This is a genomic window from Pseudomonas baltica, from assembly GCF_031880315.1.
Classification (GTDB): Bacteria; Pseudomonadota; Gammaproteobacteria; order Pseudomonadales; family Pseudomonadaceae; genus Aquipseudomonas.
On record NZ_CP134771.1, the window covers coordinates 382,585 to 408,395 of the forward strand.

At 63.7% G+C, this 25,811-nt stretch carries 25 protein-coding genes and 1 pseudogene; 13 read left to right on the forward strand and 13 right to left on the reverse strand.

Going from position 1 to position 25,811, the window contains the following annotated elements; all coding sequences use genetic code 11:
* Nucleotides 1-40: 40 nt before the first annotated feature.
* The 7 genes from REH34_RS01795 to argH all read right to left on the reverse strand — a co-directional run bounded on the left by REH34_RS01795 (nt 41) and on the right by argH (nt 7,273).
* Complete coding sequence (locus tag REH34_RS01795; protein ID WP_311970525.1) at nt 41-1,408, reverse strand: MmgE/PrpD family protein; 1,368 nt, start codon at nt 1,406-1,408, stop codon at nt 41-43.
* Nucleotides 1,405-2,298, reverse strand: coding sequence for a polysaccharide deacetylase (locus tag REH34_RS01800; RefSeq protein ID WP_311970526.1), 894 nt, complete (start codon nt 2,296-2,298; stop codon nt 1,405-1,407). Before REH34_RS01800 ends, REH34_RS01795 begins: the two co-directional genes overlap by 4 nt.
* A complete protein-coding gene (locus tag REH34_RS01805; protein WP_226504525.1) occupies nt 2,291-3,139 on the reverse strand; it encodes a polysaccharide deacetylase in 849 nt (282 codons plus the stop codon). Before REH34_RS01805 ends, REH34_RS01800 begins: the two co-directional genes overlap by 8 nt.
* A gap of 167 nt (nt 3,140-3,306) precedes the next feature.
* Nucleotides 3,307-4,140, reverse strand: coding sequence for an ABC transporter substrate-binding protein (locus REH34_RS01810; RefSeq protein ID WP_311970527.1), 834 nt, complete (start codon nt 4,138-4,140; stop codon nt 3,307-3,309).
* Nucleotides 4,141-4,176: 36 nt separating this feature from the next.
* A complete protein-coding gene (locus tag REH34_RS01815; protein WP_311970528.1) occupies nt 4,177-4,941 on the reverse strand; it encodes an amino acid ABC transporter ATP-binding protein in 765 nt (254 codons plus the stop codon).
* A 12-nt stretch (nt 4,942-4,953) separates the two neighbouring features.
* Complete coding sequence (locus tag REH34_RS01820; protein ID WP_311970529.1) at nt 4,954-5,829, reverse strand: amino acid ABC transporter permease; 876 nt, start codon at nt 5,827-5,829, stop codon at nt 4,954-4,956.
* A gap of 16 nt (nt 5,830-5,845) precedes the next feature.
* Entirely contained in the window at nt 5,846-7,273 is a 1,428-nt protein-coding gene (argH, locus tag REH34_RS01825; protein WP_311970530.1) for an argininosuccinate lyase, read from the reverse strand.
* Nucleotides 7,274-7,448: 175 nt separating this feature from the next.
* Here argH and REH34_RS01830 point away from each other — a divergent pair, with 175 nt between their 5' ends.
* On the forward strand, nt 7,449-8,435 hold the full coding sequence (locus tag REH34_RS01830) for a LysR family transcriptional regulator (RefSeq protein WP_409373229.1): 987 nt from the start codon (nt 7,449-7,451) through the stop codon (nt 8,433-8,435).
* 2 nt (nt 8,436-8,437) lie between these two features.
* On the opposite strand, the gene REH34_RS01835 is transcribed toward REH34_RS01830, so the two are convergent.
* On the reverse strand, nt 8,438-9,400 hold the full coding sequence (locus REH34_RS01835; protein ID WP_226504531.1) for a LysR family transcriptional regulator: 963 nt from the start codon (nt 9,398-9,400) through the stop codon (nt 8,438-8,440).
* A 600-nt stretch (nt 9,401-10,000) separates the two neighbouring features.
* Here REH34_RS01835 and REH34_RS01840 point away from each other — a divergent pair.
* The 5 genes from REH34_RS01840 (at nt 10,001) to REH34_RS01860 (ending at nt 14,522) form a co-directional block, all read left to right on the forward strand.
* Complete coding sequence (locus REH34_RS01840) at nt 10,001-11,248, forward strand: OprD family porin (protein ID WP_311970532.1); 1,248 nt, start codon at nt 10,001-10,003, stop codon at nt 11,246-11,248.
* Nucleotides 11,249-11,381: 133 nt separating this feature from the next.
* Nucleotides 11,382-12,251 carry a transporter substrate-binding domain-containing protein gene (locus REH34_RS01845; RefSeq protein WP_311970533.1) on the forward strand — a complete coding sequence of 290 codons (870 nt, stop codon included), beginning with the start codon at nt 11,382-11,384 and terminating at the stop codon, nt 12,249-12,251.
* Nucleotides 12,252-12,407: 156 nt separating this feature from the next.
* Nucleotides 12,408-13,178 carry a class II aldolase/adducin family protein gene (locus REH34_RS01850; protein ID WP_311970534.1) on the forward strand — a complete coding sequence of 257 codons (771 nt, stop codon included), beginning with the start codon at nt 12,408-12,410 and terminating at the stop codon, nt 13,176-13,178.
* On the forward strand, nt 13,175-14,101 hold the full coding sequence (locus REH34_RS01855) for a glyoxylate/hydroxypyruvate reductase A (RefSeq protein WP_311970535.1): 927 nt from the start codon (nt 13,175-13,177) through the stop codon (nt 14,099-14,101). The genes REH34_RS01850 and REH34_RS01855 overlap by 4 nt, the downstream gene beginning before the upstream one ends.
* A gap of 172 nt (nt 14,102-14,273) precedes the next feature.
* Nucleotides 14,274-14,522 (forward strand): DUF6555 family protein, encoded by a 249-nt coding sequence (locus REH34_RS01860; protein ID WP_226504536.1) that lies wholly within the window; start codon nt 14,274-14,276, stop codon nt 14,520-14,522.
* A gap of 37 nt (nt 14,523-14,559) precedes the next feature.
* On the opposite strand, the gene REH34_RS01865 is transcribed toward REH34_RS01860, so the two are convergent.
* Nucleotides 14,560-15,492 carry a LysR family transcriptional regulator gene (locus REH34_RS01865; RefSeq protein WP_226504537.1) on the reverse strand — a complete coding sequence of 311 codons (933 nt, stop codon included), beginning with the start codon at nt 15,490-15,492 and terminating at the stop codon, nt 14,560-14,562.
* 137 nt (nt 15,493-15,629) lie between these two features.
* On the opposite strand from REH34_RS01865, the gene REH34_RS01870 reads away from it, so the two are divergent.
* From REH34_RS01870 to REH34_RS01895, 6 genes are all read left to right on the forward strand, one after another.
* Complete coding sequence (locus tag REH34_RS01870; RefSeq protein ID WP_311970536.1) at nt 15,630-16,820, forward strand: fumarylacetoacetate hydrolase family protein; 1,191 nt, start codon at nt 15,630-15,632, stop codon at nt 16,818-16,820.
* Between the two features lie 85 nt (nt 16,821-16,905).
* Nucleotides 16,906-18,693 (forward strand): IlvD/Edd family dehydratase, encoded by a 1,788-nt coding sequence (locus tag REH34_RS01875; protein WP_311970537.1) that lies wholly within the window; start codon nt 16,906-16,908, stop codon nt 18,691-18,693.
* Nucleotides 18,694-18,902: 209 nt separating this feature from the next.
* On the forward strand, nt 18,903-19,805 hold the full coding sequence (locus tag REH34_RS01880) for a sugar phosphate isomerase/epimerase (RefSeq protein ID WP_311970538.1): 903 nt from the start codon (nt 18,903-18,905) through the stop codon (nt 19,803-19,805).
* A 201-nt stretch (nt 19,806-20,006) separates the two neighbouring features.
* Nucleotides 20,007-20,384: a copper homeostasis periplasmic binding protein CopC gene (gene copC / locus REH34_RS01885; protein ID WP_226504541.1), complete on the forward strand. Its 378-nt coding sequence runs from the start codon at nt 20,007-20,009 to the stop codon at nt 20,382-20,384.
* A gap of 3 nt (nt 20,385-20,387) precedes the next feature.
* On the forward strand, nt 20,388-21,239 hold the full coding sequence (copD, locus tag REH34_RS01890; protein ID WP_311970539.1) for a copper homeostasis membrane protein CopD: 852 nt from the start codon (nt 20,388-20,390) through the stop codon (nt 21,237-21,239).
* Between the two features lie 112 nt (nt 21,240-21,351).
* The gene (locus REH34_RS01895; protein WP_311970540.1) at nt 21,352-21,609 is read left to right on the forward strand and encodes a hypothetical protein; all 258 of its coding nucleotides are present in this window, start codon (nt 21,352-21,354) and stop codon (nt 21,607-21,609) included.
* Nucleotides 21,610-21,615: 6 nt separating this feature from the next.
* Here the strand turns inward: REH34_RS01895 and REH34_RS01900 are convergent, their stop codons facing one another.
* From REH34_RS01900 to REH34_RS01915, 4 genes and pseudogenes are all read right to left on the reverse strand, one after another.
* Entirely contained in the window at nt 21,616-21,858 is a 243-nt protein-coding gene (locus REH34_RS01900; protein ID WP_311970541.1) for a hypothetical protein, read from the reverse strand.
* A 403-nt stretch (nt 21,859-22,261) separates the two neighbouring features.
* Nucleotides 22,262-23,041 carry an SDR family oxidoreductase gene (locus REH34_RS01905; protein WP_311970542.1) on the reverse strand — a complete coding sequence of 260 codons (780 nt, stop codon included), beginning with the start codon at nt 23,039-23,041 and terminating at the stop codon, nt 22,262-22,264.
* Between the two features lie 106 nt (nt 23,042-23,147).
* On the reverse strand, nt 23,148-25,295 hold the full coding sequence (locus tag REH34_RS01910; RefSeq protein WP_311970543.1) for a PAS domain-containing protein: 2,148 nt from the start codon (nt 25,293-25,295) through the stop codon (nt 23,148-23,150).
* A 72-nt stretch (nt 25,296-25,367) separates the two neighbouring features.
* Nucleotides 25,368-25,565: pseudogene (locus REH34_RS01915) on the reverse strand (hypothetical protein); the annotation flags it as partial.
* On the opposite strand from REH34_RS01915, the gene REH34_RS01920 reads away from it, so the two are divergent.
* Nucleotides 25,470-25,748: a hypothetical protein gene (locus REH34_RS01920; protein ID WP_311972202.1), complete on the forward strand. Its 279-nt coding sequence runs from the start codon at nt 25,470-25,472 to the stop codon at nt 25,746-25,748. The pseudogene REH34_RS01915 and the gene REH34_RS01920 overlap by 96 nt on opposite strands.
* Nucleotides 25,749-25,811: the final 63 nt, after the last annotated feature.

The following is a 25,811-nucleotide window of genomic DNA, read 5'->3' on the forward strand; positions in this document are numbered from 1 at the left end:
GCTCCTTGAGGTCGAGAATGTTCGGGGGCAAGCCCCCTCGCTACAGGGGTGAGGCGGTTTGCAGCAGGCCAAGCAGCCGCGGCACATCGGTGTCGGCGCCCAGCGTCATGCACAGCTCGACCAGGCCATCGACCTGTGCGGTGGGCAAGGCGCGGATCGCCAGCGAGCGAAATTTGTCGATCAAGGCTTCGTCGCTCAGCGGATTGAGTGGGCCGCCCAGCGCCAGCTTGACCTGACGCGTGGCGCTGCGACCGTCCGCGCTGGTGACCTGAACGAACGGTTCGTCCAGCGGCGCCAGGCGCGGCTCGATGCGCAGGCTGATGGCCGCCATCAAGCCCTGCACCTCGGGTGCTGCCCTGACCGCCCCCTCGTAACTGTCGAGGCCGGCATTGCCACGCAGGCAGCGCACCGCCAACGCATACGGCAGGCTCATTTGCGCGGCGGCCAGGGTGCGGGTGTCGACGCCCGCGCACATGTCCACCAAAAAGGCACTGGCGCGCACATCGATACGCTCGACCTGCGTGCCGTCAATGCCGAGCTCGGCCAGTAGTTCCCCGACCGCATCGATCGCCGCGTGGGTACCGCGGCAGGCGGCATAGGGCTTGATCGAACAGCGCGCGAGCTTCCACACGCGGCCCAGGTCGGCGGTCAGTGCCTGGGGCTCGGCCGCGGCCTGCGCATAGGTGCGCAAAAAACCACCCCAGCTGTCCTCGAATACCTGGCTGGGGCCGCTCATGCCTTGGCGGGCGAGCAGCACGGCGAGCACACCCGCCTCGGCCGGGCGCCCGGCGTGCAGCTTCTTGCTGTCGGCGCCGTCATGAATGAACGACCACAGGCCACCGCTCATGCTCGCTGCCAACCCGAGTGCATGGGCAGTCTGGTCGGCGTTCAACTGCAGCAGCCGCGCGCAGGCCGCTGCGGCGCCGAACACGCCACACGTGCCGGTGGAGTGCCAGCCGGCGCCGTTGTGCGGCGAATAGCCACCGCACGCTTCCAGCACGCGCCGGGCCACGTCGTAGCCCAGCACCATGGCCGTCAGCAAGGCCTCGCCGTTCGGTGGCTTCGCACACAATGGCAGGACTGCCAGCATCGCCGGCACTACCACCGCGCCGGAGTGATCGCAGCCACCGGCATCATCCAGCTCCAGGGCGTGGGCAGCGACGCCATTGACCAACGCCGCACTGCGCGCCGACAGCCGTTGCGCCCCGCCCCATACGGCCACGTCGCCCGGCGGCTCGCTGCACAGCAACGCCCCCAGGCAGCGTTGGGTCAGCTCAGTGTTGGCGCCTGCCAGAGCGGCGCCCAAGGTGTCGAGAAAGTGTCGACGCGCCTTGGCTACCACCGCCTCGGGGATCGCCGCGAACGGTGTATCGCAGACGAACCCGGCCAATGTGTGCAAGGCATTCATGGGCGCGGCTCCTGAGCCTGATGCCGGGCAAATACCGCGGCCGGATGATCGTCGGGCAACTGCGGATGCTCGACCGCCCACCACTGCGCGACCTCCTCGGCGGTGGCGAACCACACCCCCGGCTGCGCCTTGAGCCAACCAAGCCACTCGTCGAGCAAACCGCTGCGGCCCACCGTACCGAGGATTTCCGGGTGCAGGCGCATCAGGTAGCACAGCCCGAAACGCTGGAAACCTTCGAAGTCGCGCTGCCAATTGAGCAGCACTTCAGCGTAACTGGCGATGCGCGCCTGGCTGGCGGGCACGGCCGGCGCCAGGTTGAAAGCGAAATACGGCTCGTCCTCCAACTCAACGTGCAGCGGCAGTTCCACCAAAGGCGCCGCTACCTGGCCTGCGGGATGCACATAGGGCAGATCGTCACCGCCCCAGGATGACGACCAGCGCAGGCCGGCGCTGCGCAGGTCGTCCGCCAGGCCCTGGGCATAGCTGCCCGCCGGTGCGCGAAAGCCGCGCGGGCGCCGCCCCGTCAAGCGCTCCAGGGCTTCACAACCGCGCAGCACCGACGCCTGTTGCTGCTCGCGCGTCAGCGCGCTGAAGTCCTCATGCAGATAACCGCTGCATGCCAGCTCGTGGCCGGCGGCATGCACTGCCGTGACGACGTCGGGATTCTGTTCGGCGACGATGCCCGGCACGCACCAAGTGGTGCGCAGGCCGTGCTCGGCGAATATCGACAGCAATCGTTGGGCGCCGCGGGTGGTGCCGTAACGCCACACCGAAAGGCTTTTTTCGCGCCCGGCGATTGCTGGCACCTGGGTCTGAATCCCATGGATATCGTTGTAATCCACCGTAATGACCACGGCGCAGGTATAGGGGGCGGGCCAGGGGCTAGTCATTGCCGTGCTCCCGCGCCCAGAATTCGGCGACCTCATTACAGGTGGCGAACCACACGTCGGCATGGCTGTGCATGTGCTGCACAAACTGCTCCAGCACGCTAATGCGCCCCGGCTTGCCGGAGATCTTGGGATGGAACAACGTGGTCATGCACAGGCCTTCGCGGTAGGTGCCGTCGAACTCGCGGCACCAGTTGTCGAGGGTCTGCTCGTAACTGGCGATGCGGTCGAGCCCGGCGGGGTAATTGGGTGCACGGGTATAGGCCAGCGAGGCGTAGTCGTCGAGTTCCCAGCGGCCCGGGATTTCCACCAGGCGCCGGCTGGCGTCGAGGGTATCAATGAAGTACGGGCGATCGTCGCCGCGCATGCTGCTGGAATACTTCACCCCGCAGTCCATCAACAGCGCCGGGGTCTCGCTGTGCCAGTCACCGGACGGCGTGCGAAACCCCGTGGCGGTGATGCCCAAATGGCGCTTGAAGACCTCGGCGCTTTTGTCCATGACCCAGCGTTGCTCGGCCAGGTCGAGGGCGAAGAAGGATTCGTGGCGATAGCCGTGATAGGCCACTTCGTGGCCGCGTTCGAGGATCGCCTGGCACTGCCTGGGCCAGTTCTCGACCACCCAGGCCGGGACGAAAAAGGTGGTGGGCGTGCGGTGCGCGTCGAGCATGTCGAGCAACCGTGGCAAGGCTCGATAGGGGCCATAGCCGCCAAAGGTGAAGTACTCGGGTTTCTGCCAGATGGAACCGTCGAGCATCGCCGCGCCCGTTGGCCCGTCGAGGTCGAACGCCATGGCCACGCAGGCTCGGGCCTTGCCGGGCCAGCGCAGATCGTTAGAGGTGTACATCGGGATTGCTCCGTGTCATTGGCGAAGATTTGGCGTGCCTGTGACGGCCTGTTCGCGGGCAAGCCTTGCTACAGGTGTACATCCCTTGCACCTGTGGCAGCGAAGCTGGCTCGCGAGAGCGGTCTGATGGACACCGCCGCTATCGCGGTTGTGTGCCAGAGCGAGCATCACCTCCCCTGGTTCAACTGCGCCTTGGCGACCGCGCCCTGCTCCAGGTTCCACTTCTTGAGAATCTTGCCGTAGCTGCCATCGGCAATCATGGCGTCAAGCGTGGCGACGATGGCCGCGCTCAAGCCCGGATTGCCCTTGGCCACGCCCAGACCGGCGAGCTGAAAGGTCAATGGTTCGCCGATCACCCGATAGGCACCCGACTCCTGCGTCTGGATATACGGCAGGGTTTCGCTGCCCTGCACCGCCCCATCCAACCGCGCCTGCCGCAACTGCGCACGGGCGTCCGCGGAGCCTTCGGTGCCCACCACCACGATCGCCGGCTTGCCCTTGGCCTCGCAGTTGGCGGCGCTCCACTTGGCGATTTCCACCGGGAAGTTCGTGCGGCGGCTGGTGCCGACTTTCTTGCCGCACAGGTCGGTGGCGACCTTGACGTCCTTGCTGGTGTCCAGGATGTAGAACTGCGGGCCGGTCTTGAAGTAGTCGACGAAGTCCACGGTCTTCTGCCGCTCGGGGGTGTCGGTCATGCCCGACAGCACGATGTCCAGCCGCTGGGTCACCAGGCCGCTGACCATTTGCTCGAAGGCGGTTTCCTGCCATTTCACCTCGATGCCCAGACGCTTGGCGATCTCCATGCCGAGATCGTAATCCACCCCGGTCAGCTGGTTGGTGCCAGGGTCCTTGAAGTCCATCGGCGGATAGTTGGGCATGATCCCGGCGGTGATAAAGCCCTTGTCCTTGATGGCGGTGGGCAGCCCGGCCGGATCAGCGGCCCAGGCGCCAGCGGCGGTGAAGACGGACAGTGCTGCGGTCAGAACGAGCATCTTTTTCATAACGGCTTCCAGAGTCAGCAAACAAAGGGATGGGAATCAGTTGAGTACCGCAGCGATGAATTCCTGGGTGCGCGGATTGCGCGGGCTCATCAGCACTTCTTCCGGCGAGCCGGTCTCGATGATCTGCCCGGCGTCCATGAACACCACGCGGCTGGCCACCTCTCGGGCGAAACCCAGCTCGTGAGTGACCACCACCATGGTCATGCCACTGGCCGCCAGGTCGCGCATCACCGACAGCACCTCGCCGACCAGTTCCGGGTCGAGGGCCGAGGTGGGCTCGTCGAACAGCATCAGCTTGGGGCGCATGGCCAGGGCGCGAGCAATCGCCACCCGTTGCTGCTGGCCGCCGGAGAGCTCGATCGGGTAACTGTGGGCCTTGGCCGTCAGCCCTACCCGCTCGAGCAGGTCCATGGCCTGCTCGCGGCATTCCTTTTGCGGGCGGCGCAACACCTGGGCCGGGCCCTCGATGATGTTTTCCAGCACCGTCATGTGGGCGAACAGGTTGAAGCGCTGAAAGACCATGCCGGTGGCCAGGCGCTGGCGGGCGATCTGGGTGTCGCTGAGCTCGATCAACTTGCGGTCCACCGAGCGATAGCCCAGCAGTTCGTCGTTGACCCACAGGCCACCCTGATCGACCTTTTCCAGCTGGTTGATGCAGCGCAGCAAGGTGCTCTTGCCCGAACCCGAGGGGCCGATGATGCACACCACCTCGCCGTGGGGGATGTCGAGATTGACGTCCTTGAGCGCCTGGAAAGCGCCGAAGAACTTGTTGACGTTGACCGCCTTGACGATATTTCGCATGTTCGTGTCCCCTTAGCTGCGCTTGCCGGCGCCGCGGCCGAAACGACGTTCCAGGCGGCTCTGGCCGAAGGTCAGCACCGTGACCACCGCCAGATACCAGATGCCCGCGACGATCAGCAGCTCCATCACTCGGGCGTTGGCGTAGTAGATGTTCTGCGCGTTGTAGAGCAGCTCGGAGTACTGGATCACGCTCGCCAGGCTGGTCATCTTGACCATGCCGATGAATTCGTTGCTGACCGGCGGGATGATGATGCGCATCGCCTGTGGCAGGATGATCCGCCTCAGCGCCTGCAAGCGCGGCATGCCGATCGACTTGGCCGCCTCGTACTGGCCGCTGTCCACCGACAGCAACCCGGCACGCACCACTTCCGAGGTGTAGGCGCCTTGATTGATGCCAAGCCCGAGCAAGGCCGCGGCGAACGGCGTGATCACCTCGACGGTCTTGAACTCGAACAACCCGGGGATGCTCAGGGTCGGGAAGATCAACGCCAGGTTGAACCACAGCAGCAACTGCAGGATCAGCGGGGTGCCGCGGAACAGCCACACGTAACCACTGGCCACGTAGCGCAGCACCGGATTGTGCGACATGCGCATGATCGCCACCACCACCCCGAGGACCACCCCCAGCGCCATGGCCAGCACGGCCATGACGATGGTGTTGAGCAAGCCGAACATGATCGAGCGCGCCGTCAGGAACTGCTCCACGTAAGACCACTCGATATTGCCCTTGGCAAATGCCTGGGCCAGGCCCAGCAGCAATAGCACGATGATCGTCGCCGAGGCGTAGCGGCCGTAGTAGCGACGCTTGACGACCTTGTAGGTCGAGAGGTCGTAGTGGGCGTCTTGCGCGGTCAGCGCCGCAGCGCCAAAAACGTGAGTCTGTGGCATGGGAGTCCCCTGTCGGTCAGCCGCGCGGGCCGGAGTAATCCAGCGCCCATTGCTGCTGGGCGCCCAACTGCTGCTTGAAGCGTTCGATCTGCGCACTGACCTGGGCCGGCGCGGTGCCGTTCCAGCCGTTGCGTGCCGCGAGCGCGGCCTCCAGCGTCAGGGCCTTGCGCACGTCTTCGGTCAGGCGCGCGTCGACTTGCAGCAGCAATGCGGGGCTGGCGTCTTCCAGGCCGATACCGGCTTCTTCGCAGGCCTGTACCAGCTTGCCGGTCACTTCATGGGCCTCCTTGAACGGCACGCCGCGCCGCGACAGCCAGTCCGCCACTTCGGTGGCCAGGGTGAAACCGAGCGGGGCCTGGCGCAGCAGTTCGTCAGTGCGCACCGTCATGGTCGCGACCATTCCGGCGAACGCCGGCAGCACCAGGTGAATGGTGTCGAGGCTGTCGAGCACCGCATGCTTGTCTTCACTCAGGTCGCGGTTGTAGGACAGTGGCTGGGCCTTGAGCACCGAGAGGATGCCGGTCAGGGTGCCGATCAGACGGCCCGACTTGCCCCGCGCCAGCTCAGCGATATCGGGGTTCTTTTTCTGCGGCATGATCGAGCTGCCGGTGGCGTAGCCGTCGTCGAGGCTGACCCAGTTGAACTGGCGCGAGGTCCACAGGCAGAACTCTTCGGCCAGACGCGAGACGTTGACGCCAAGCATGCTCACCGCAAAGAGGAATTCGGCCACGTGATCGCGGCTGGCCACGGCGTCGATGGAGTTTTCGCACGGGCCGCTGTAGCCCATCTCGGCCGCCGAGGCGTGCAAGTCGCCAGTGATGGCGGAGCCGGCCATGGCTGCGGCGCCCAGCGGCGACAGGCTGAAGCGTCGATCCCAATCCTGCAGGCGCTGGATGTCGCGGTGCATGGCCTGAGCGTGGGCCATCAAGTGATGTGCGAAGACGATCGGCTGCGCCTGCTGCAAGTGGGTGAAGCCCGGCGCAATGCTGTGCACGTGCTGCTCGGCCTGGGCCACCAGCGCCTTTTGCAGCTCAAGCAGCGCCATTACCAGCACCCGTGCCTGATCGCGCAAAAACAGGCGCATGTCGTTGGCCGATTGATCGTTGCGCGAGCGTCCGGCGCGCAGCTTGCCGCCCAAACTGCCAAGGCGCTCGGTGAGCAGGCGTTCGATAAAGGTGTGCACGTCTTCGTCGGCAGCGATCGGTTCGATGCGCCCGGCGGCGAAATCTTCATCGATGCCCTGCAGGGCCTGGATGATCTGGGCGGTCTCAGCCGCTTCCAGCAAACCGGCGCGCTGCAGCTCGTTAGCGTGGGCCTTGGAGCCGGCGACGTCATACGGGGTCAGGCGAAAATAAGCCTTGGGTGAGCGCGACAGGTTGGCCATGGCTTCACTGGGGCCGGTTTTGAAACGGGCGCCCCAGAGGCGGTCGGTTGGCTCGGACATGTACAGTTCTCCATTGGCACGTAGCTTGCAATTTGCCTTTGTCGCAAGCCCCTTTATGCAGGGGCTTGTTGGCCACTCTGTGAAGAGTTGCTAAAGGATCGATTAAACAGGTCGCGGTGAATCGACCGGATGAGAGGGATACTAGAAAGCCGACAGAACGGGGTAAATACATTAAATGGAAAGTCAACTTTCTCAATCCGCCAATGTACCGAAAAGAGCCAGCGATACTGCACTTTCCATGGCCACCGCCATGGACCTTAAACTATTCAAAGTATTCAAGGCCGTGGTGGAATCCGGTGGTTTTACCGCCGCACAATCCGAACTCAATATTGGCCTGGCCGCGATCAGCAAACAGATATCCGATCTGGAGATTCGCCTGGGCATGCGTTTATGTACGCGCGGGCGCGAGAAGTTCGGTTTGACTGAACAAGGCAAAGTTATATATCAGGCCAGCCTCGACCTGTTTTCGGCGCTGGACGAGTTTCGCGGGCGCCTGGGCAATGTCCGCGGCGAGCTGCTGGGCGACCTGAATATCGCCGTCATCGACAACACCTGCTCCGACCCCAACTCGCCGCTGGTGCGCGTGCTGCAGGACTGGCAGGCCAAGGCGCCCAAGGCACGCATGCGACTGAGCGTCGCGCCCCTGGAAGAGATCGAACAAGGCATCCTCAAGGGCCAGTTCGCCGCCGGCATCGTGCCGGTGTACACCGACAAGCACGAGTTCGAGGTGCTGTCGATGTACAAGGAAACCTCGGAGCTCTACTGCTCTTGCGATCACTCGTTCTTCAACTTGAACGATGACGAGATCGACGACGCCAAACTCTCCCAGGCCGAATACATCGAGCATGTCTACGCCAATCACCAGGATAAATTCCGCCCGCTGGGCCCGCGCAACATCAGCGCCATCGCCACTCAGGTCGAGGCCGTAGCCATGCTGGTGCTGACCGGGCGCTACCTGGGCCATCTGCCCACCCACTGGGCCAAGCACTACGTCGACCGCGGGCAGATGCGCTCGGTAAAGCCCAAGCGCTTTCGCGTCACCACCCCTTTCAAGCTGCTGCACAAGCCCACTGGCCGCAGCAACCCGCTGCTGGATGTGTTCCTCGAAATCCTTCAGCAACACCTGGCCAACAACGTCGCGATCCTCGCCAACGGCGCCTGAATTCAGACCGTGGCGTCTGCCAGGGCGGCCGTGGCTTCGCGCAGGCCTTGCAGGAACTGCGCCTCGGCGCGGCTCAGGCGCTGCTCCTTGTTCCACAGCAGATTGACGTCCACGGTGCACACCTGCTCCGGCGGCAGGGGCCACAAATGCCCGGCCGCGCGCTCGCGCTGATACAACGGATGGGGCAGGCAACCAATGCCAAAGCCCGCCAGCACCAGGCGCAAGACCTCCTGACTGTTGGCCGAACAGCCCTTGATCGGCCCACGCCAGCCGTGGCGATGACGAAACTCGGCCAAAGCGTTGAGGGTGCCGCCCAGCAGGTCGCTGGTGAACAGGATCAGCGGCTCGTCCTTGAGCATCTCGACACTCACGTCTTCGCGGCCGAACAACGGATGCTCAGGGCCGCAATAGAAGCGGTAATGTTCACGGGTCAGGCATTCCTGAGCCAGCCAGGGGTAGCTCAGCGGGGTGATCGCCAGGCCGAAGGTGGCGGTTTTCTGCTCCAGGGCGCTGAGAATTTCGTCGTTGGATTGCACCACGATTTCCACCGCCACCCCAGGAAAACGCCGGTTCAGGCTGGCCAGGCTGCGATCGTAGGCAGCGCAGCTGATGCCATCGATCGACAGCAGCCGCACCTTGCCCACAACCTGGTCACTGGAGCCCTCGATGGCGGCGTCCAGCTGGGCGAACTGCCCCTGTACGTCATTGGCGATACGCAGCGTCTCGATGCCGGCGATGGTCAACTGGAAGCGCGGGCCGCGACGCTCGATCAAGGCGGTGCCCAGTTGCTCTTCGAGCCGCTTGAGCGCCTGACTGACCGCAGGCTGTGACAGATGCAAGCGCACCGCCGCCTTGCTGATGCTCAATTCCTGGGCAATGGCCTGAAAGGTGCGCAACAGGTTCCAATCGACCCGCTCACTGGAGGAACGCAGGTTCGGTCGTACCCTTCCCAGACTTTTACTCATATCACTGCTCGTTCAAATACTGAATGTAAAAAACAATAATGCGCTGCCCCTCGAGATCGACCCGAGCGTTCTATACAGCCGTTTCCAATAGCAGCACAACGCGCGCACTGAATACTGCCATAGTTTCACCTTGAAGCGTTCATGATCAATATGAATTGACGGATACTTTAAATATACCGACCAAGATATTGCCCGCCGATGGCGCATAATCTAGATTGGCGCCCCAGAATGAAGCAACCTACTCCCAATCTAATAACCTCAGGATAAAATCAATATCAAGCGCTGACGCTGTTTATTTGGCAGACCAATATTCACTATAAGAAATGCTTTCTTGCACCTGTCCACTGGCGCTTATAACAATAGATTCAACGCCAGATAGCGCCCCTCCACAAGAGCGATTCAACGCGTCGGTAAAAGCCCGTCCACCGTGTTTTCAGTGACGCCGTATACGGTCGCCACCGCCCGCCTGCACGCCGCTTTCCCGCCTAAAGGCATGACCGTCCATTGAACGGTCAGCCGCCCCCCTGTCCGCCAAAGACTGCCCACCCAACTGCACCGCGCGCCTTGCTGCGGTGACGATCGTGTAAAGGAGCCGTTCCAATGAGTGTCAGCAAAATCAGTTTCGCCGCCCTGCTCGCTACCGCCTGCACCAGCCCCGCAACCTGGGCCAGTGATCAGTCGGATGCGACGGGTTTTATCGAAGGCACCCATCTGACCATCAAGACCCGCAACATGTACATGCAGCGCGACAACCACGCCAAGGGCGCTGCACAGAACTACGGTGAAGAATGGGCGCAGGGCTTCGTCGGCGTGCTGGAATCGGGCTTCACCCAAGGCGCCGTGGGCTTCGGCGTCGACGTGCTGGGGCAATATGCGATCAAGCTGGACACCGGCGGCGGACGCTACGGTGGCGGCACCAACCTGCTGGAAACCGACAGCAGTGGCCCCAAGGACCAGTACGCCAAGGCCGGCGGCGTGTTCAAGATGCGCGTCTCCAACACCGTGCTCAAATACGGCACGCAGATCCTCTCGATCCCCGTGCTGAGCACCTCCGACAGCCGCCTGCTGCCCGAGACCGTCGACGGTTTCTCGGCCACCAGCAAGGACATCAAGAACCTGCGCCTGGACGCCGGCCATTTCACCGCGCTGACCAACCGCAACCAATCGTCCTACGACAGCGGCCGCATGACTTCGGTCGACTATGTGGGCGGCCAGTACAAGCTCACCGAGGCGCTGTCGGGCAGCCTCTATTACGCCAAGACCGACGATTACTTTCGCAAGTACTACGTCAACGCCAACTACGTGCTGCCTCTGAGCCAATCCCAAGCGCTGAAATTCGACTTCAACGGCTACGACACCAAGAGCATCGGCCAGGCCCGCAGCGGCGACCTGGACAACCGCATCTGGAGCCTGGCGGCCGCCTACAGCATTGGCTCCCACACCTTCACCCTCGCCCACCAACGGGTATCGGGCACCGGTGACTACATCTATGGCCCGGACGGCAACGCCAACTTCTACTTTGCCAACTCGGTCCAGTATTCGGACTTCGACTACGAGAACGAAAAGTCCTGGCAGGCCCGCTACGACCTCAACATGGTCGGCTACGGCGTGCCAGGCTTGACCTTTATGACCCGCTACATCAAGGGCTACGACTTCAAGAGCGGCACCGCTGCCGACCTCGACGGCAAGGCCTGGGAGCGTGACATCGAAGCGCGTTACGTGGTGCAGAGCGGCCCGGTCAAGAACCTGTCGTTCCGGGTGCGCCAGGCGGCCTATCGCAGTTCCGATCGCGGTGGGCAGATCGACGAGATCCGCATCATCACCGAGTACCCGTTCAACATCCTGTAATCCGGAAAGGCTTTTGCATGGTGATTGGCTCGTTGGTGAATCGCTGGCTGGTGAATCGATAGCACCGTGCAGACCGCCGGACACGAGCCACGGGCGATGCCTGTGGCTCCCCCTTTCGTGACTGGAGTGACCGATGTTCAAGCGCACGTTTCGTCACCTGAGTACCGCGGCCATTGGCAATGCTGCCCTGGCCGTCGCCCTGCTTTCGTGCACTGGCATGGCCAATGCCGCCGACACCCGTCAGGCCGCTATCGCCCTGCCCGCCAACATCCTGGCCGCAAAAAAAATCAAGATCGCGCTGTTCGCCGGCTTCCCGCCCATGGCCTGGAAGAAGCCGGACACCAACGAGCTGGTGGGCGTCGACGTCGAGCTTGCCCACTACCTGAGCAAGCGCCTGGGCGTGGCCATCGAATGGCAGGAGGTGTCTTATGAATCGGCCATCAACTCGCTGGTCACCGGCCGCGTCGACATGGCCTTCAGCCTGCTGGACGCCCCGGAAGCGGCCGACCGGCTCGACTATCTGCCCTACCTGACCTCGGGCATGCAACCCTACGCGCTCGCCAGCCATGCACCGATCGCCAGCGCGCTGGATATCTGCGGCCTCAAGGTCGGCGCCAACCGGCGCAATGGCTTCGACGCGGCCATGCGCAAATGGAGCGATGCCAACTGCCTGCCCGCAGGCCTGCCTGCCGTGCAGGTACAAGCCACTGACGGCACCGCCACCGCGCGCCTGGACCTCAAGCAAGGCCGCGTCGACGTCGCCGTGCAGAGCAGCGAATCGGTGCCCACCAGCATGGCGCTGGAACAAGGCACCTACGTGACCATCGGCAAGCCGCTCAACAGCCTGCAGATCGTCGCCGCGTTCCCCAAACAGTCCAGCGCCCTGCGCGATGCGGTCAGCCAGGCACTCAAGGACGCCGTGGCCGACGGCAGCTATGCCACCGCACTGGCCAAATACGACCTCGGTAATAACAGCGCCGCCAACGCTATCCTGGCCCATTGATAGGCCAGCGGATCAAGCACAACCTGACGTGAAGACCGCGCCTGCCGATGAGCGAAGACACGCATGGACGCCCGACCGACCGTCAAACTGCACTGCCACGCTCAACCGCCCACACCTGCTCGATACCTGAGCAGCCACAAGAGGAATGACCCCACCATGAACACCCTGCCCAACACTTTGCTGACCAGCATGCCGGAACCTGAGCGAACCGCGCGCTGCGAACTGGCCGCCCTGTACCGGCTGCTGGCACACTTTCGCATGACCGACCTGATCGACACCCATATTTCCCTGCGCTTGGAGGACGGCTCCGGGCATTTCCTGATCAACCGCTACGGCGTGCTGTTCGAGCACATGAAAGCCAGCGACCTGGTGCGCATCGATGGCGACGGCAACGTGGTCGATCGCTATTTCCCCGATCACCGGGTCAACCGCGCGGGCTTCGTCATCCACTCGGCCATCCACGCCGCGCGCGCGGATCTGCATTGCGTGATCCACACCCACACCGCCGCCGGCATAGCCGTGTCGGCCCAGGCCAAGGGCTTGCTGCCGATCAGTCAGCACGCGTTGAAGTTCTACAACCGCTTGGGCTATCACCGCTACGAAGGCATCGCCCTGCGCCTGGACGAGCGCGAACAACTGGTGCGCGACCTCGGCCCGCACAGCGCCATGATCCTCTGCAACCACGGCCTGCTGGCTGCGGGGCCGAGCGCGGCGGCAGCCTTCCAGACTATCTTCATCCTCGAACGGGCCTGCCAGGCGCAGATCCAGGCCTTGGCGGGCAACAGTGAGTTGATCCTGCCGGATGCCGAAACCTGCGAGTTCACTGCCCAGCAGTATGAGGGCGATGACGAAAGTGGCTTGATCGAACTCGGCTGGCACGCCGCGCTGACCCTGATCGAACCGCAACGCCAGGACTACTGCGCATGAGCCCGATCGTGTTGATCGATATGGGCAACGACATCACCCAGGCGCAGCGGATCATGGTGCAGCGCCGGCCCGAGTTGCAGTTCTGCCGCCCCGGCGATCCCGAAGCCCAGCACGCCGAAGTGGCCATCTGCTGGACGCCGCCACCCGGAAGCCTGGGCGCCTTGCCCATGCTCAAGCTGGTGCATTCGGTGGGAGCCGGGGCCGATCCGATCATCCGTGAACCCAGCCGCCCGGCCACCTTGGCCGTGTGCCGGATCGTCGATCCGGGGCACTGCCAGGGCATGCTCGAATACGTGCTCTGGGGCGTGCTGCATTACCACCGGCAGTTCGACCAGATACTCGCCAATCACCAGCGCCAACACTGGCAGCGGCTGGCGCAAAAGCCGGCGCAGCAGACTCGCGTCGGCGTCATGGGCCTCGGCCAACTGGGCAAGGCGGCGGCGGTGCAGCTGGCCCGGCTGGGCTTCCATACGCGTGGCTGGGCCCGTAGCGCGCAGCAGATCGACGGCGTGCAGACCTTCGCCGGCTCGCAACTGCCGGCCTTCCTCGAGGGCCTGGATATCCTCGTGTGCCTGTTGCCCCTGACCGAGCACACGCGCGGCATTCTGTGCGCCGAGACGTTCGCCCAGCTGGCGCCCGGCGCCGTGGTGATCAACTGCGGGCGCGGCGCGCACCTGCGCAGCGCCGACTTGCAACACGCCTTGGCCAGCGGTCAGCTGCGCGCGGCCTTGCTCGACGTATTCGAAACAGAGCCGTTGGCGCCCGACCACAGCCTGTGGCAGACACCCGGCGTCACCGTAACCCCGCACATTGCCTCCAGTGCTTCGTTCGAGGTGATCGCCGAGCAGATCCTGGCCAACATCGACCGTCTCGAGGCCGGCTTGCCATTGCTCAATACCGTCGACAGTCAGCTGGGCTACTGAGTGCCGATGCGCTGATTTGCCCCGGCAAAAGGCCGCGCCAGACCCTTGACGGACCGTAGATATTCAGGTCAATCAGGGCCTTAGCAGCCGCTCGTCGCCTTTGATAATTTTTTGACTGAATTTTGCGCTTTGCCCCGAATCATTTAATCATCGCCACCGGGGAGCCCCAGACATGCCAAACGCAAAACTCTACGTCATCGATTACAACCTGCATGGCGAGCACAAGTCATTCATCCTGCGTGCCGACAAGATGGACAACGCCGAAGCCTGGCATTGGGCGAGCTGCGACGCCGGCATTGGACGCATCGGCCGTTTTGGCCGCAGCGAGGTGAAAAAGACCAGCAAGCCCATGGCCGAGAAGTACGGCATTACCGATGTGGTCTGGCGCGCGTCGGAGATGGCACCGATGATGCCGGACTGAGCTCGGGAGGGAGATCTCGACCCTGTTCACTGGCCTCTCAACGCTGAGCATTATCGATCAATATCTGCGCAAACTCCTGCGCTGGCCCCACCAGCGCCTCGCCCTTGCGGGTGAGGATGCCGTAATCCTGTGGCGCCAGCCGTAGCGGCGTCTCCAGCACCTTGAGCAAGCCACTGTCGATATGCGGCCCGACCATCGAGTCGGGCAGCATGGCGATCATCGGCCCGCTCTGCAACACCTGCAGAAAGGTCTGCATCGAGATCGTATCGATGGTGTTCTTCGGCGTGGCGATGCCGGCACGGGCGAAGGCAGCGTCCATGCGCGCCCGGATCGGCACCCCCACCGGGTAGAGAATCCACGGCCACTTGCCCAGCTCCGCCAAGGGCGTCGGCCCCGACTCGCACAGCGGATGGCGGCTGTTGACGACGATGCTGAAGGGCTCCGGGCCCAGCGCGGTGAAGTCGTAACGATGCTGCTGACGCTCATCGGTGTAGCGCGCCACGGCCAGGTCCAGGGTGCGGGCGTCGAGCATCTCCATCAGGTGATCGCTGGTCTGCTCCACCACCTCGATCGACAGCAACGGCCAGCGCTCTTTGATGGTGACGATGGCACCGGGCAACGACACCGCGGTGGCGGCAAAAATACCGCCGACTTTGAGATAACCATGACCGCCCTCGCGCAGGCTGCTGATCTGTTCGACGAAACCGCGGGCGTCGTTGAGCGCGATATGGGCATAGCGCACTACGTATTCACCGAGGGCAGTCGGCGGCATGCTGCGTGGCAGGCGCTCGAACACGGCAAAGCCGAGCAGGCTTTCGATCTCTTTGAGCATTTTGCTGATGGCCGGCTGGCTGAGGTTCATCTGCTCGGCAGCGGCATGCATGTTGCGGGTGCGGCCCAGGGTATCGATGAGCACCAGATGGCGAAATTTGAGCCAGTTGCAGAAGTTCGAAAAGGACAGGTCCGACATGGGGAAGCCTTTGTTGTGGGGGGTGACGGGCGCAGGTTGGCAATAACCCGGCGTTATCAATGACTGAAGATATGTCATTGGAGTTTATCGGTCACCCCCTCTAGCGTGAAGGCTTTACACAATAAGGAAGGCCTGCGATGACGATCACCCTCACTGCCCAGAATACCCTGCCCGCCGACGGCCTGGCCGGCACCCTGATCGGTCGCGCCTGGGTGCCGGGCCAGGTCGCGGGGCCTTCGCCAGTGGTGTTGCGCGCCGATGGGGTGTTCGATCTGTCCGAGCGCTACAGCACGTTGAGCCAATTGCTCGAGGCCGAGGTGCCGTTGCAAGCGGTGCGTGGCATTGCGGGCAAACGCCTGGGCAGCGTCGAGGAGCTGCTGGCCAATAGCGGCGCCCATACCGACCCGAGCAAGGCATTCTTGCTCGCTCCGGTGGACCTGCAGGTGATCAAGGCGGCCGGGGTGACCTTTGCCGCCAGCATGATCGAGCGCGTGATCGAGGAACAAGCCAAGGGCAATCCAGCCAAGGCCGAAAGCGTGCGCGCCACCGTGCAGCAAGCCATCGGAGATAACTTGCGCAGTATCAAGCCAGGCTCCGAACAGGCGGCCAGGCTCAAGGCGGTGCTGATCGAACAAGGGCTGTGGTCGCAGTACCTGGAGGTGGGCATCGGCCCCGATGCCGAGATCTTCACCAAGGCGCCGGTGCTGGCGGCGATCGGCAGTGGCGGCGAGATCGGTATTCACCCAAAATCCGAATGGAACAACCCCGAACCCGAGGTGGTGCTGGCGGTCAACAGCCGCGGACAGATCGTCGGGGCGACCCTGGGCAACGACGTCAACCTGCGCGACTTCGAGGGCCGCAGTGCGCTGCTGCTGAGCAAGGCCAAGGACAACAACGCCTCGTGCGCCATCGGCCCGTTCATCCGCCTGTTCGATGAACACTTCAGCCTCGACGACGTGCGCCGCTGCGTAGTCGGCCTTGAAGTGCGTGGCGAGGACGGTTACGTGCTGCAGGGCTCCAGCTCCATGGATCAGATCAGCCGTGATCCCGAAGACCTCGCCGGCCAGGCGCTGAATGCCAACCACCAGTATCCGGACGGCTTCGTGCTGTTCCTCGGGACGCTGTTCGCGCCCACCGAGGACCGCGACCATGCCGGCGGCGGCTTCACCCACAAGCTGGGCGACCAAGTGAGCATCAGCTCGCCGCTGCTGGGCACCCTGCGCAATCAGGTCACCCATAGCAGCGACGCCGCGCCCTGGACCTTCGGCGTCGGCGCGCTGCTGCGCAATCTGGCCGGGCGCGGGTTGCTGTCACCCGACTCACACTGACCGCGCGTACCATTGACCAGCCTGCAACCGATCGCGAGGGGGCTTGCCCCCGACTGCACTCCCATAACTACAAGAGCACACCGCCATGAGCGATACCCGCCCCCGTCCCCTGCGCAGCCAGCAGTGGTTCGACGACCCCGAACACGCGGACATGACCGCGCTCTACGTCGAGCGCTACATGAACTACGGCCTGACCCGCGACGAGCTGCAATCCGGCCGGCCGATCATCGGCATCGCCCAGACCGGCAGTGACCTGACCCCCTGCAATCGCCATCACATCGAACTGGCCCAGCGCGTCAAGGCCGGCATTCGCGACGCGGGCGGCATCCCCATGGAATTCCCGGTCCACCCGATCGCCGAACAGAGCCGCCGCCCGACCGCCGCGCTGGATCGCAACCTGGCTTACCTGGGGCTGGTGGAAATCCTCCATGGCTATCCGCTCGATGGCGTGGTGCTGACCACCGGTTGCGACAAGACCACCCCCGCCTGCCTGATGGCGGCGGCGACCACCGACCTGCCCGCCATCGTACTCTCCGGCGGGCCGATGCTCGATGGCTGGCACAAGGGCCAGTTGATCGGCTCCGGCACCGTGCTGTGGCACGCCCGCAACCTGATGGCCGCCGGCGAGATCAACTACGAAGGCTTCATGGAAATGACCACCGCCGCCTCGCCGTCGGTGGGCCACTGCAACACCATGGGCACGGCGCTGTCGATGAACGCTCTGGCCGAAGCACTGGGCATGTCGCTGCCGGGCTGCGCGAGCATCCCGGCGCCCTATCGCGAGCGCGGGCAGATGGCCTATGCCACCGGCAAGCGCATCTGCGACCTGGTGCGCGAGGACATCCGGCCGTCGCAGATCATGACCCGCCCGGCGTTCGAGAACGCCATCAAAGTGGCCTCTGCACTCGGCGCCTCCAGCAACTGCCCGCCGCACCTGATCGCGATCGCCCGGCACATGGGCGTCGAGCTGAGTCTGGCGGATTGGCAAGCGCTGGGCGAAGACGTCCCCCTGCTGGTCAACTGCATGCCGGCCGGCAAGTACCTGGGCGAGAGTTTTCACCGCGCCGGTGGCGTACCGGCGGTGATGCACGAGCTGCGCAAGGCCGGCCAGCTGCATGAAGACTGCGCCACGGTCAGCGGCAAGACCATCGGCCAGATCGTCAGCGCTACCGCCAGCAGCGATGCCGATGTGATCCAGCCATACGACAATCCGCTCAAGCACCGCGCCGGCTTCATTGTGCTGAGCGGCAACTTTTTCGATAGCGCGATCATGAAGATGTCGGTGGTCGGCGAAGCGTTTCGCAAGACGTATCTTTCGGAACCTGGCGCGGAGAACAGCTTCGAAGCCCGCGCCATCGTCTTCGAAGGGCCCGAGGACTATCACGCGCGCATCAACGATCCGTCGCTGGACATCGACGAGCGCTGCATTCTGGTGATTCGCGGCGCCGGTACCGTGGGCTATCCGGGCAGCGCCGAGGTGGTCAACATGGCGCCGCCGGCAGCCTTGATCAAACAAGGTATCGACTCGCTGCCGTGCCTGGGCGATGGTCGCCAGAGCGGTACGTCGGCCAGCCCGTCGATCCTCAACATGTCCCCCGAAGCGGCCGTGGGCGGCGGCCTGGCGCTGCTGAAAACCAATGACCGGCTGCGCGTCGACCTCAACAACCGCAGCGTCAACCTGCTGGTGGACGAGGCCGAGATGGCCGAGCGCCGCGCCGCCTGGTCGCCCAGCTATCCGGCTTCGCAGACGCCCTGGCAGGAGTTGTATCGCCAATTGGTGGGCCAGCTGTCGACCGGCGGCTGCCTGGAGCCGGCGACGCTGCACCTGCGCGTGATCGCCCGTACCGGTGGCGAGCCGCGCCATTCCCACTAAGCGCTTCGCCGCCGCGCGGGCGCGCCTGCTCCCACATTTACCTGTGTAAACCTTTGGGAGCGGGCGTGCGCGCCCGGGGGCGCCAGGGTCCAGGAGGCGACAAGGGCTTTTTGACGTGTTTACTTCAACCCCCTTGTTGCTGCCGCGCTTGCATCTGCCTAGCATCGAATCCGAGCGTTCATAACAATAAAGAGCTTCGGAGAACAACAATGAAGATCGCCCTCGACCCCTACATGCACCGCCACCTGAGCTTGCCCGAGCTGTGCCGGAAAACGGCCGAAATGGGTTTCGAATACCTGGAGATGTCGCCGCGCGATGATTTTCTGCCCTGGTGGGTGCATCCGCGCGCCCACAAGGAGCGCATCGGCGAATTCAACAAGGCCCTGCGTGATCATGGCGTGCAGTTGGCGTCGATCCTGCCGATGTACCGCTGGGCCAGCCCCCATGAAGACGAACGACGCACCGCCGTCGAACACTGGAAACAGGCCATCCAGATCGCCGTGGACATGGGCTGCACCACCATGAACTCGGAATTCGGTCGCGGCCCGTCACCCGATCGTGGCCATACCGTGAGTTGCTGTGGCGGCGTGCACAGCCACGAATCCAGTGAAGCGGCCTGGTGGCGCTCGATGGAAGAGTTGGTGCCGATTCTGGAACACGAAGGCGTCACCCTGAACGTCGAACCGCACCCTGAAGACTGGTGCGAAACCTTGAACCCGGCGCTGGACATCATCAAGACCATCGGCTCGAACAACGTCAAGTTCCTGTATTGCGCACCGCACACCTATTACTTCGGCGACGACATGGCGAAGATGATCGCCGAGGCGGGCTCGATGATCGCCCATGTGCACATCGCCGACACCTACAACCACAAGGCGTCCTCAGGGCTGCGCTATATCGTCAATCCACCGGGGGCGAAGGTCACGGTGCACCAGCACATGGACATGCATCAGGGCGAGATCGACTGGGACGTGTTTTTCGGCGCGCTGGCCAAGACCGGCTTCGACGGTATCGTCACGGCGTGCGTGTTCGGCTGGGAAGAGCGCGCGGATGAGTCGGGCAAATTCATGCGCCAGGAAATCCAGAAGTACGTGGACAAGTATTTTCGTTGATTGCTGGCGGCCTTTAGGGCCGCTTCGCGGGCCAGCCCTGCTCCCACGTTCCAGCGTCGTACACCTGTGGGAGCGAGGCTGGCCCGCGAAGCGGCGCGCTCGGATGATGTCACTGCCCTGCACCTGAACAATATTTAAGCTTTATCCCCCCCGTTGGTTATGGTTTATTGGCAGCCTTTTCCCCCTGCCAAGGATTTGCCCATGCCTGCCTCCCGCCTGAAACTGCTGTTCGCCGGTACCTCTGTGCTGCTCGGCTGCCTGCTGTCGCCATTGGCCTTTGCCCACGCCCACCTGAAAACCCAGACGCCTGCCGCCGATGCCACGGTTGCCGCGCCCACCGAGCTGCGCCTGAGTTTTTCCGAAGGTGTCGAGCCGAGCTTCAGCCAGGTCACCGTGACCGGTGCAGATGGCAAAAGTGTCGCGGTCAAGGCACTGAACACCGCCACCGGCGATAACAAGACTCTGATCGTGACCCCCGCCGCACCGCTGGCGGCCGGCAAATACAAGGTGCAGTGGCAGGTGCTGTCGGTGGACACCCACAAGAGCAACGGCGACTACAGCTTCACGGTTGGCCAGTAATTCATGAGCGTTCTGGTCCTGCTGCGGTTCGTGCACTTTTCGGCGGTGCTGGTGTTGTTCGGGGTCAGCGTGTTTCGGCCATTGCTGGTCGGCTCACCGGCCCTGCTGGCCAGCCTGCGCCGGCGCATGGACCCGTTCTTGTGCATCATCGCGCTGCTGGCGTTTCTCAGCGCGGTCGGCTGGCTGCTCGCGGCGGCCGCCGACATGGCCGGTTCATGGCCGGTGGGCGTCAAGGCCGAGACGCTGCGCAAGGTTCTGTTCGAGACCTTCTTCGGCAAGGTCTGGGCCGTGCACGTGGTGTTGTGCCTGGTGCAACTGGTCTACTGGCGTATTCCCGGCGGGCGGTCGGCGCGCATTCCACTGGTGCTGGCCAGCCTGGTGCTGCTGACCCTGGCACCGGTCGGGCATGGCGCGATGTTCAACGGTATCGCTGGTGTGTTGTTGATCGCCAACCAAGCCCTGCACCTGGCGTGCACCGGTGCCTGGCTGGGGGCGCTGACCTTGCTCGCATGGCTCCAGAACCGCCCGCAGGACGACGACCTGCGCGCCCTGCTGGCACGCTTCAGTGGCTATGGGCTGTGGCTGGTGGCAGGTATCATCGCCTCCGGGATCATCAACGTGCGGGCCATGACCGGCACCTTCTTGCCTGGGGCGTCAGGCTTTGCCTGGGTGCTGGTCATCAAACTGGTACTGGTGCTGGGGATGCTGATCCTGGCCAATTACAACCGCCGCTGCAGCGCGACAGCCAGCCTGGAACGCCTGCGCGCCAGTGTTTCGGCGGAATGGCTGCTGGGCTTCGGCGCGTTGGCGGCGGTATCGCTGCTGGGTACCCTGGCTCCTGTGCCGCTCAACTGAGTCGGTCATGTCGGCAGTTCGTCCGGCGCCGCATGCAAATCCGCAGCGGCGCAGTGATCGGCCGGGTATACTGCCGCGCTCAATTACCACTGTGTACGTTTCGGAGTCGTTTATGCCTGCCAAGCCCCCTACTGTCGCCGCCGCACCAGACACCGGCATCGAGGCTGACATCGACGCCGCTGCGGTCGCACCCGAAACCGCCCCCGCTCAAGACAGCAAAGCTGCCGTTCCGGCCTTCCGCTTTCCTTTCAACGCAGGCGCATTGACCAAGCCGGGCCCGGCCAACTATCCGGGCGCTGGCAAATCCAACCACGACAAGACGCCGGGCCGCGCCCCTAACGGCACGCGCCGCTCGATGGGCAAGCGCTGACAGCGATCAAGGCGTCACCGGGACATTGGTGGTAACCAGGTGCGGCTGCGGCGCGCTGCTGCGGATCACTTCACTGACCAGTTGCTGCGGGCCCCGGTGGCAACGGTATTTGACGCCGCGCCGTGCCGGCATGGCATTGACCGTCTCCATGCATTCGGCCTCCGAGGCATACGCCACGCGCTTGCGCTCGTCGACACACCCTTCCGTACCGCTGCACAGTGTCATCACTACGAAAAAGACTGTCATCATTGCCGAGATCTCCTTGCTTGCCGGGCGGTGACCCACAGTCGTCCGTGCTCGGGGCATGGCTGCCACAAACGGTCTGAAAGGCTGCGGAAATAGCCAATGGGGAAGCGCCTGGCGGCTGCCAAAACGGGGATTTGCCCATCGATTGAGGCGGATTCTGCGCTTGGATATCAGGGCGAACAATGGCCCAAGGCCGCCACCCGTCGGAATAACGTCATATAGCTAACGAAATTTTCACGTTATTTTTAACTTGTTGATTTATATGGATTTTATAAGTGACGACAACTTGGCGCGCTAATTCCGAGTGATTTTCGTTACACCGCTATATTGGCGCCAATAATTCCCACACTGGCGGTAAACCCCCGGTCTAGAAGGGTTTATCGCAGTTTCCGGCATCTTGGTGACGTCAGCCACGGCCGGCAAAAGGCATATTAGTGGCCATCACCGTCATATTCAGCACGTTGGCCGACAGCGGCAGCGATGCCATATAACGCACGGCTTCGGCCACATCCTTCACGTCGCACATCGGCTCCACCGCTGTAGTGCCATTGGCCTGCAGCACGCCCTTGGTCATGCGCGCCGACAGTTCGGTCAGGGCATTGCCGATGTCGATCTGGCCTGCGGCGATATTGAATGCTCGACCATCCAGCGCCAGGGTCTTGGTCAGGCCCAGCACGGCGTGCTTGCTGGCGGTATAGGGAGCGCTGAAGGGCCGCGGGGTGTGGGCCGAGATCGAGCCGTTGTTGATGATCCGCCCGCCCTGAGGCTGTTGCCGACGCATGAGTGCGAAGGCGCCACGGCTGCACAGGTACACGCCGGTCACGTTGGTGTTGATGACGTTGAGCCAGTCCTCGACGGGCAGCTCGTCGATAGGCACGGCCTTGGCGCCGATGCCGGCATTGTTGAAGATCACATCGAGGCGGCCATAGACCTCTTCCACGGTGGTGAACAGGGCGTCGACACTGGCCTGGTCGCGCACGTCGGTAGAAATGGCCACGGCTTCGCGCCCTTGCGCGCGAAGCTCTTGCGCCAGGGCTTCCAGCGGCTCGATGCGACGCCCGGCCAGTGCCAGGCGATAGCCATCGGCGGCGAGCTCCAGGGCTACGGCGCGGCCGATGCCACTGCCGGCGCCTGTCACCAGCGCGATCTTGCCGTGGGCGGGAGTGGTCGGGTTGTTATCGGACATTGTCATGACTCCTGGGCAGTTATGCAGCGGGTGCAGAGCGGTGCGCTCAAAGGCCTACAGCATAGACTGCCTGCCACCGTTGCCGCCAAGGCTAATTCCAGCCGGTTCAGCCCTGAACGCTACCCGCCGCAAGGGGCTGCTGAGTCAATACCGTGCGCAGCATGGTGCCCAGGTCCTGCGGGGAATAGGGCTTGCTCAATAGATAGGTGCCGGCATGCAGCTCGTTGTTGCGGGTAATGACCTCGCGGGTATAGCCCGAGGCGAACAACACCGGAATCGGCGGGTGCTGCTGCCGTGCCCAGGCGGCCAGATCGGCGCTTTTGATTCGACCGGGCATCACCACATCGCTGAAGATCAGGTCGACCGCCAGCCCTTGGCGCAAAAGCGCCATGGCCTCATCGCCATTGCTCGCCGCCTCGACCTGATAACCCAGTAGCCGTAGCAATTCGATGGCGGTCTGGCGCACGCCTGGGTCATCCTCCACCACAAGCACGGTCTCGTGCCCGCGCAACGGGTCGTCGTCGGCAAGTTCGACGCCCAGGGGCTGGTCGATGCCATCGTGACACCGGGCGAACAGCAGGTGCACCGTGGTGCCCAGCCCGGGCTGGCTGGTGATGCTCATGTAACCGCCGCTCTGCTTGACGAAGCCGAACACCATGCTCAGCCCCAGCCCCGTACCTTGCCCCACGGCCTTGGTGGTAAAGAACGGCTCGAACGCCCGACGCAGCACCTCGGCGCTCATGCCGCGGCCGCTGTCGGCCAGCGCCAGCAATACGTAATCGCCGGGCACCAGCTCCTTGTCGGCGCAGAACTCGGCGTCCAGGTGGCGATTGGCACCGGTGATGCGCAAGGTGCCTTCGCCGTCCATGGCGTCGCGGGCGTTGATGGCCAGGTTGAGGATGGCGTTTTCCAGCTGGTTGCGGTCGACCCTCAGGTTCCAGGGTTCCTCAGGCATCTGCACATCCACCGTGATGGTTTCACCCAAGGCACGCTGCAGCAGATCGCCCAGGCCTTCATAGATGTGGCGCACGTTGTACACCGCCGGGGACAACGGCTGGCGCCGGGCGAATGCCAGCAACTGCGCCGAAAGCCGTGCCCCGCGGTCCACTGCACCAAGCGCCGAAGTCACCCGCGCCTGCACGCGGGGGTTGTCGCCCTCATGGCGTGCCAGCAAGTACAGATTGCTGGCAACCACCTGCAGCAAATTGTTGAAATCGTGCGCCACGCCGCCGGTCAGCGCGCCGATCGCTTCGAGCTTCTGCGACTGGCGCAGTTGTTCTTCCATGGCGACGCGGGCCTGGACCTCATCGATCACCCGTTGCTCGAGGGTGCGCGACAGGCTCAGCAGCGCCTCTTCGGCGATCTTGCGCTCGTGGATATCGATCAGCACGCCGGGGAAACGCAGCGGTTGGCCGGACGCATCGAAATCGCAACGGCCACTGGCGAGCACCCATAGCCAGTGGCCGTTCGGGCGGCGGATGCGGTATTCGGCGCTGTAGTTACTGCCATTGGCGACGGCCAGAGCGATCTGCTGGTTGACGTATTCGAGGTCGTCGGGGTGGATGATGCGCGTGGCCTCTTCGATGGGACGTCCTTCCAGCATCTGCTCATGAGAGAAACCGAACGTGCGGGAGAAACGCTCGTCGCCAGAGAGCCGATTGATGCGGATATCCCACACGAAGGTGCCCAGCAAGGCGCCGGAATTGAGTGCCAGTTGCAAGCGCTCGTTAGTGATGCGCAAGGCATTCTCGGCCGCGACACGCCGCTGCTCCGAGATGATATGGCTCGTGGTCTCGATCACCACCGCCAGGACCCCGGCCGGCGCGCCGTCATCACCCGGCACCGGGCTGTAATGCAGGTCCATCCACACCGTTTCGGGCTGGCCATCGCGCAGCAGTACCAGTTCCTTGTTGCTATAGGACAAGGTGCCACCGGCCAGGCAGGTGTCCACCACGTAGCGGTTGAACTCCGCCACCTCGGGCCAGCCCAGCTCGACGGCGGTGCCCAGCAAGTAAGGATGGCGCCCACCGGCGAACACGGCATAGGCATCGTTATAGATCATGTAGCCGTCCGTGCCCCACAGCATCACCAGCGGCATCGGCGAGGCCAGCAAATACTGCACGGCCTGACGCAGCGCCGGGCTCCACTGCTGCAGCGGCCCGAGGCCCGTGGTCGACCAGTCGAGCGTGCGGATACGCTCGGCCATTTCACCGCGCCAGCCGGGGCAACCATGGTCATCAGATAGAAAGGACATCGAGCCACTCGAAAAAGGGGGGCAAATACGTGTTTTGCAGTGAGCGCTATATAGCCTATCTGCGAGGGCGGTTCAATCTCCGACTGGGCGCGATCGCCGGTGTTCACGTGCTTCAAGCATCTGCCTGCAAGTCGCGCTCCTCGCTGGCAGGGCCTCGGACAACGTGGCGCGCAGGTGTTCGACCCAGGTCTTGATCCTGGCATCGAGAAACTGGCGGGACGGATAGATGGCGTAGAGGTTGAGGTCGCGCAGACGGTACGCCGGCAGCAGCCAGGACGTTCGCTGATCCGGGCCTTCGAGGAGCCTTCGGCGAGCAACCGCCAACGCGCGCTGACAGCAGTGGAGGAAGCCCCCGAGCAACCGCAGTTGTCACCGCGCTCGACCCGCTACCTGCACTTCATCCGCGCGGCGCTGCTGGACGAGCAATCGCCGCTGGCCCGTAGCGAGGGATGAGGTCGGGCCGTGGACAGGGTTGGGCGTTAGGCATACCCATCGCGATCAAGAGCGCTTATCATG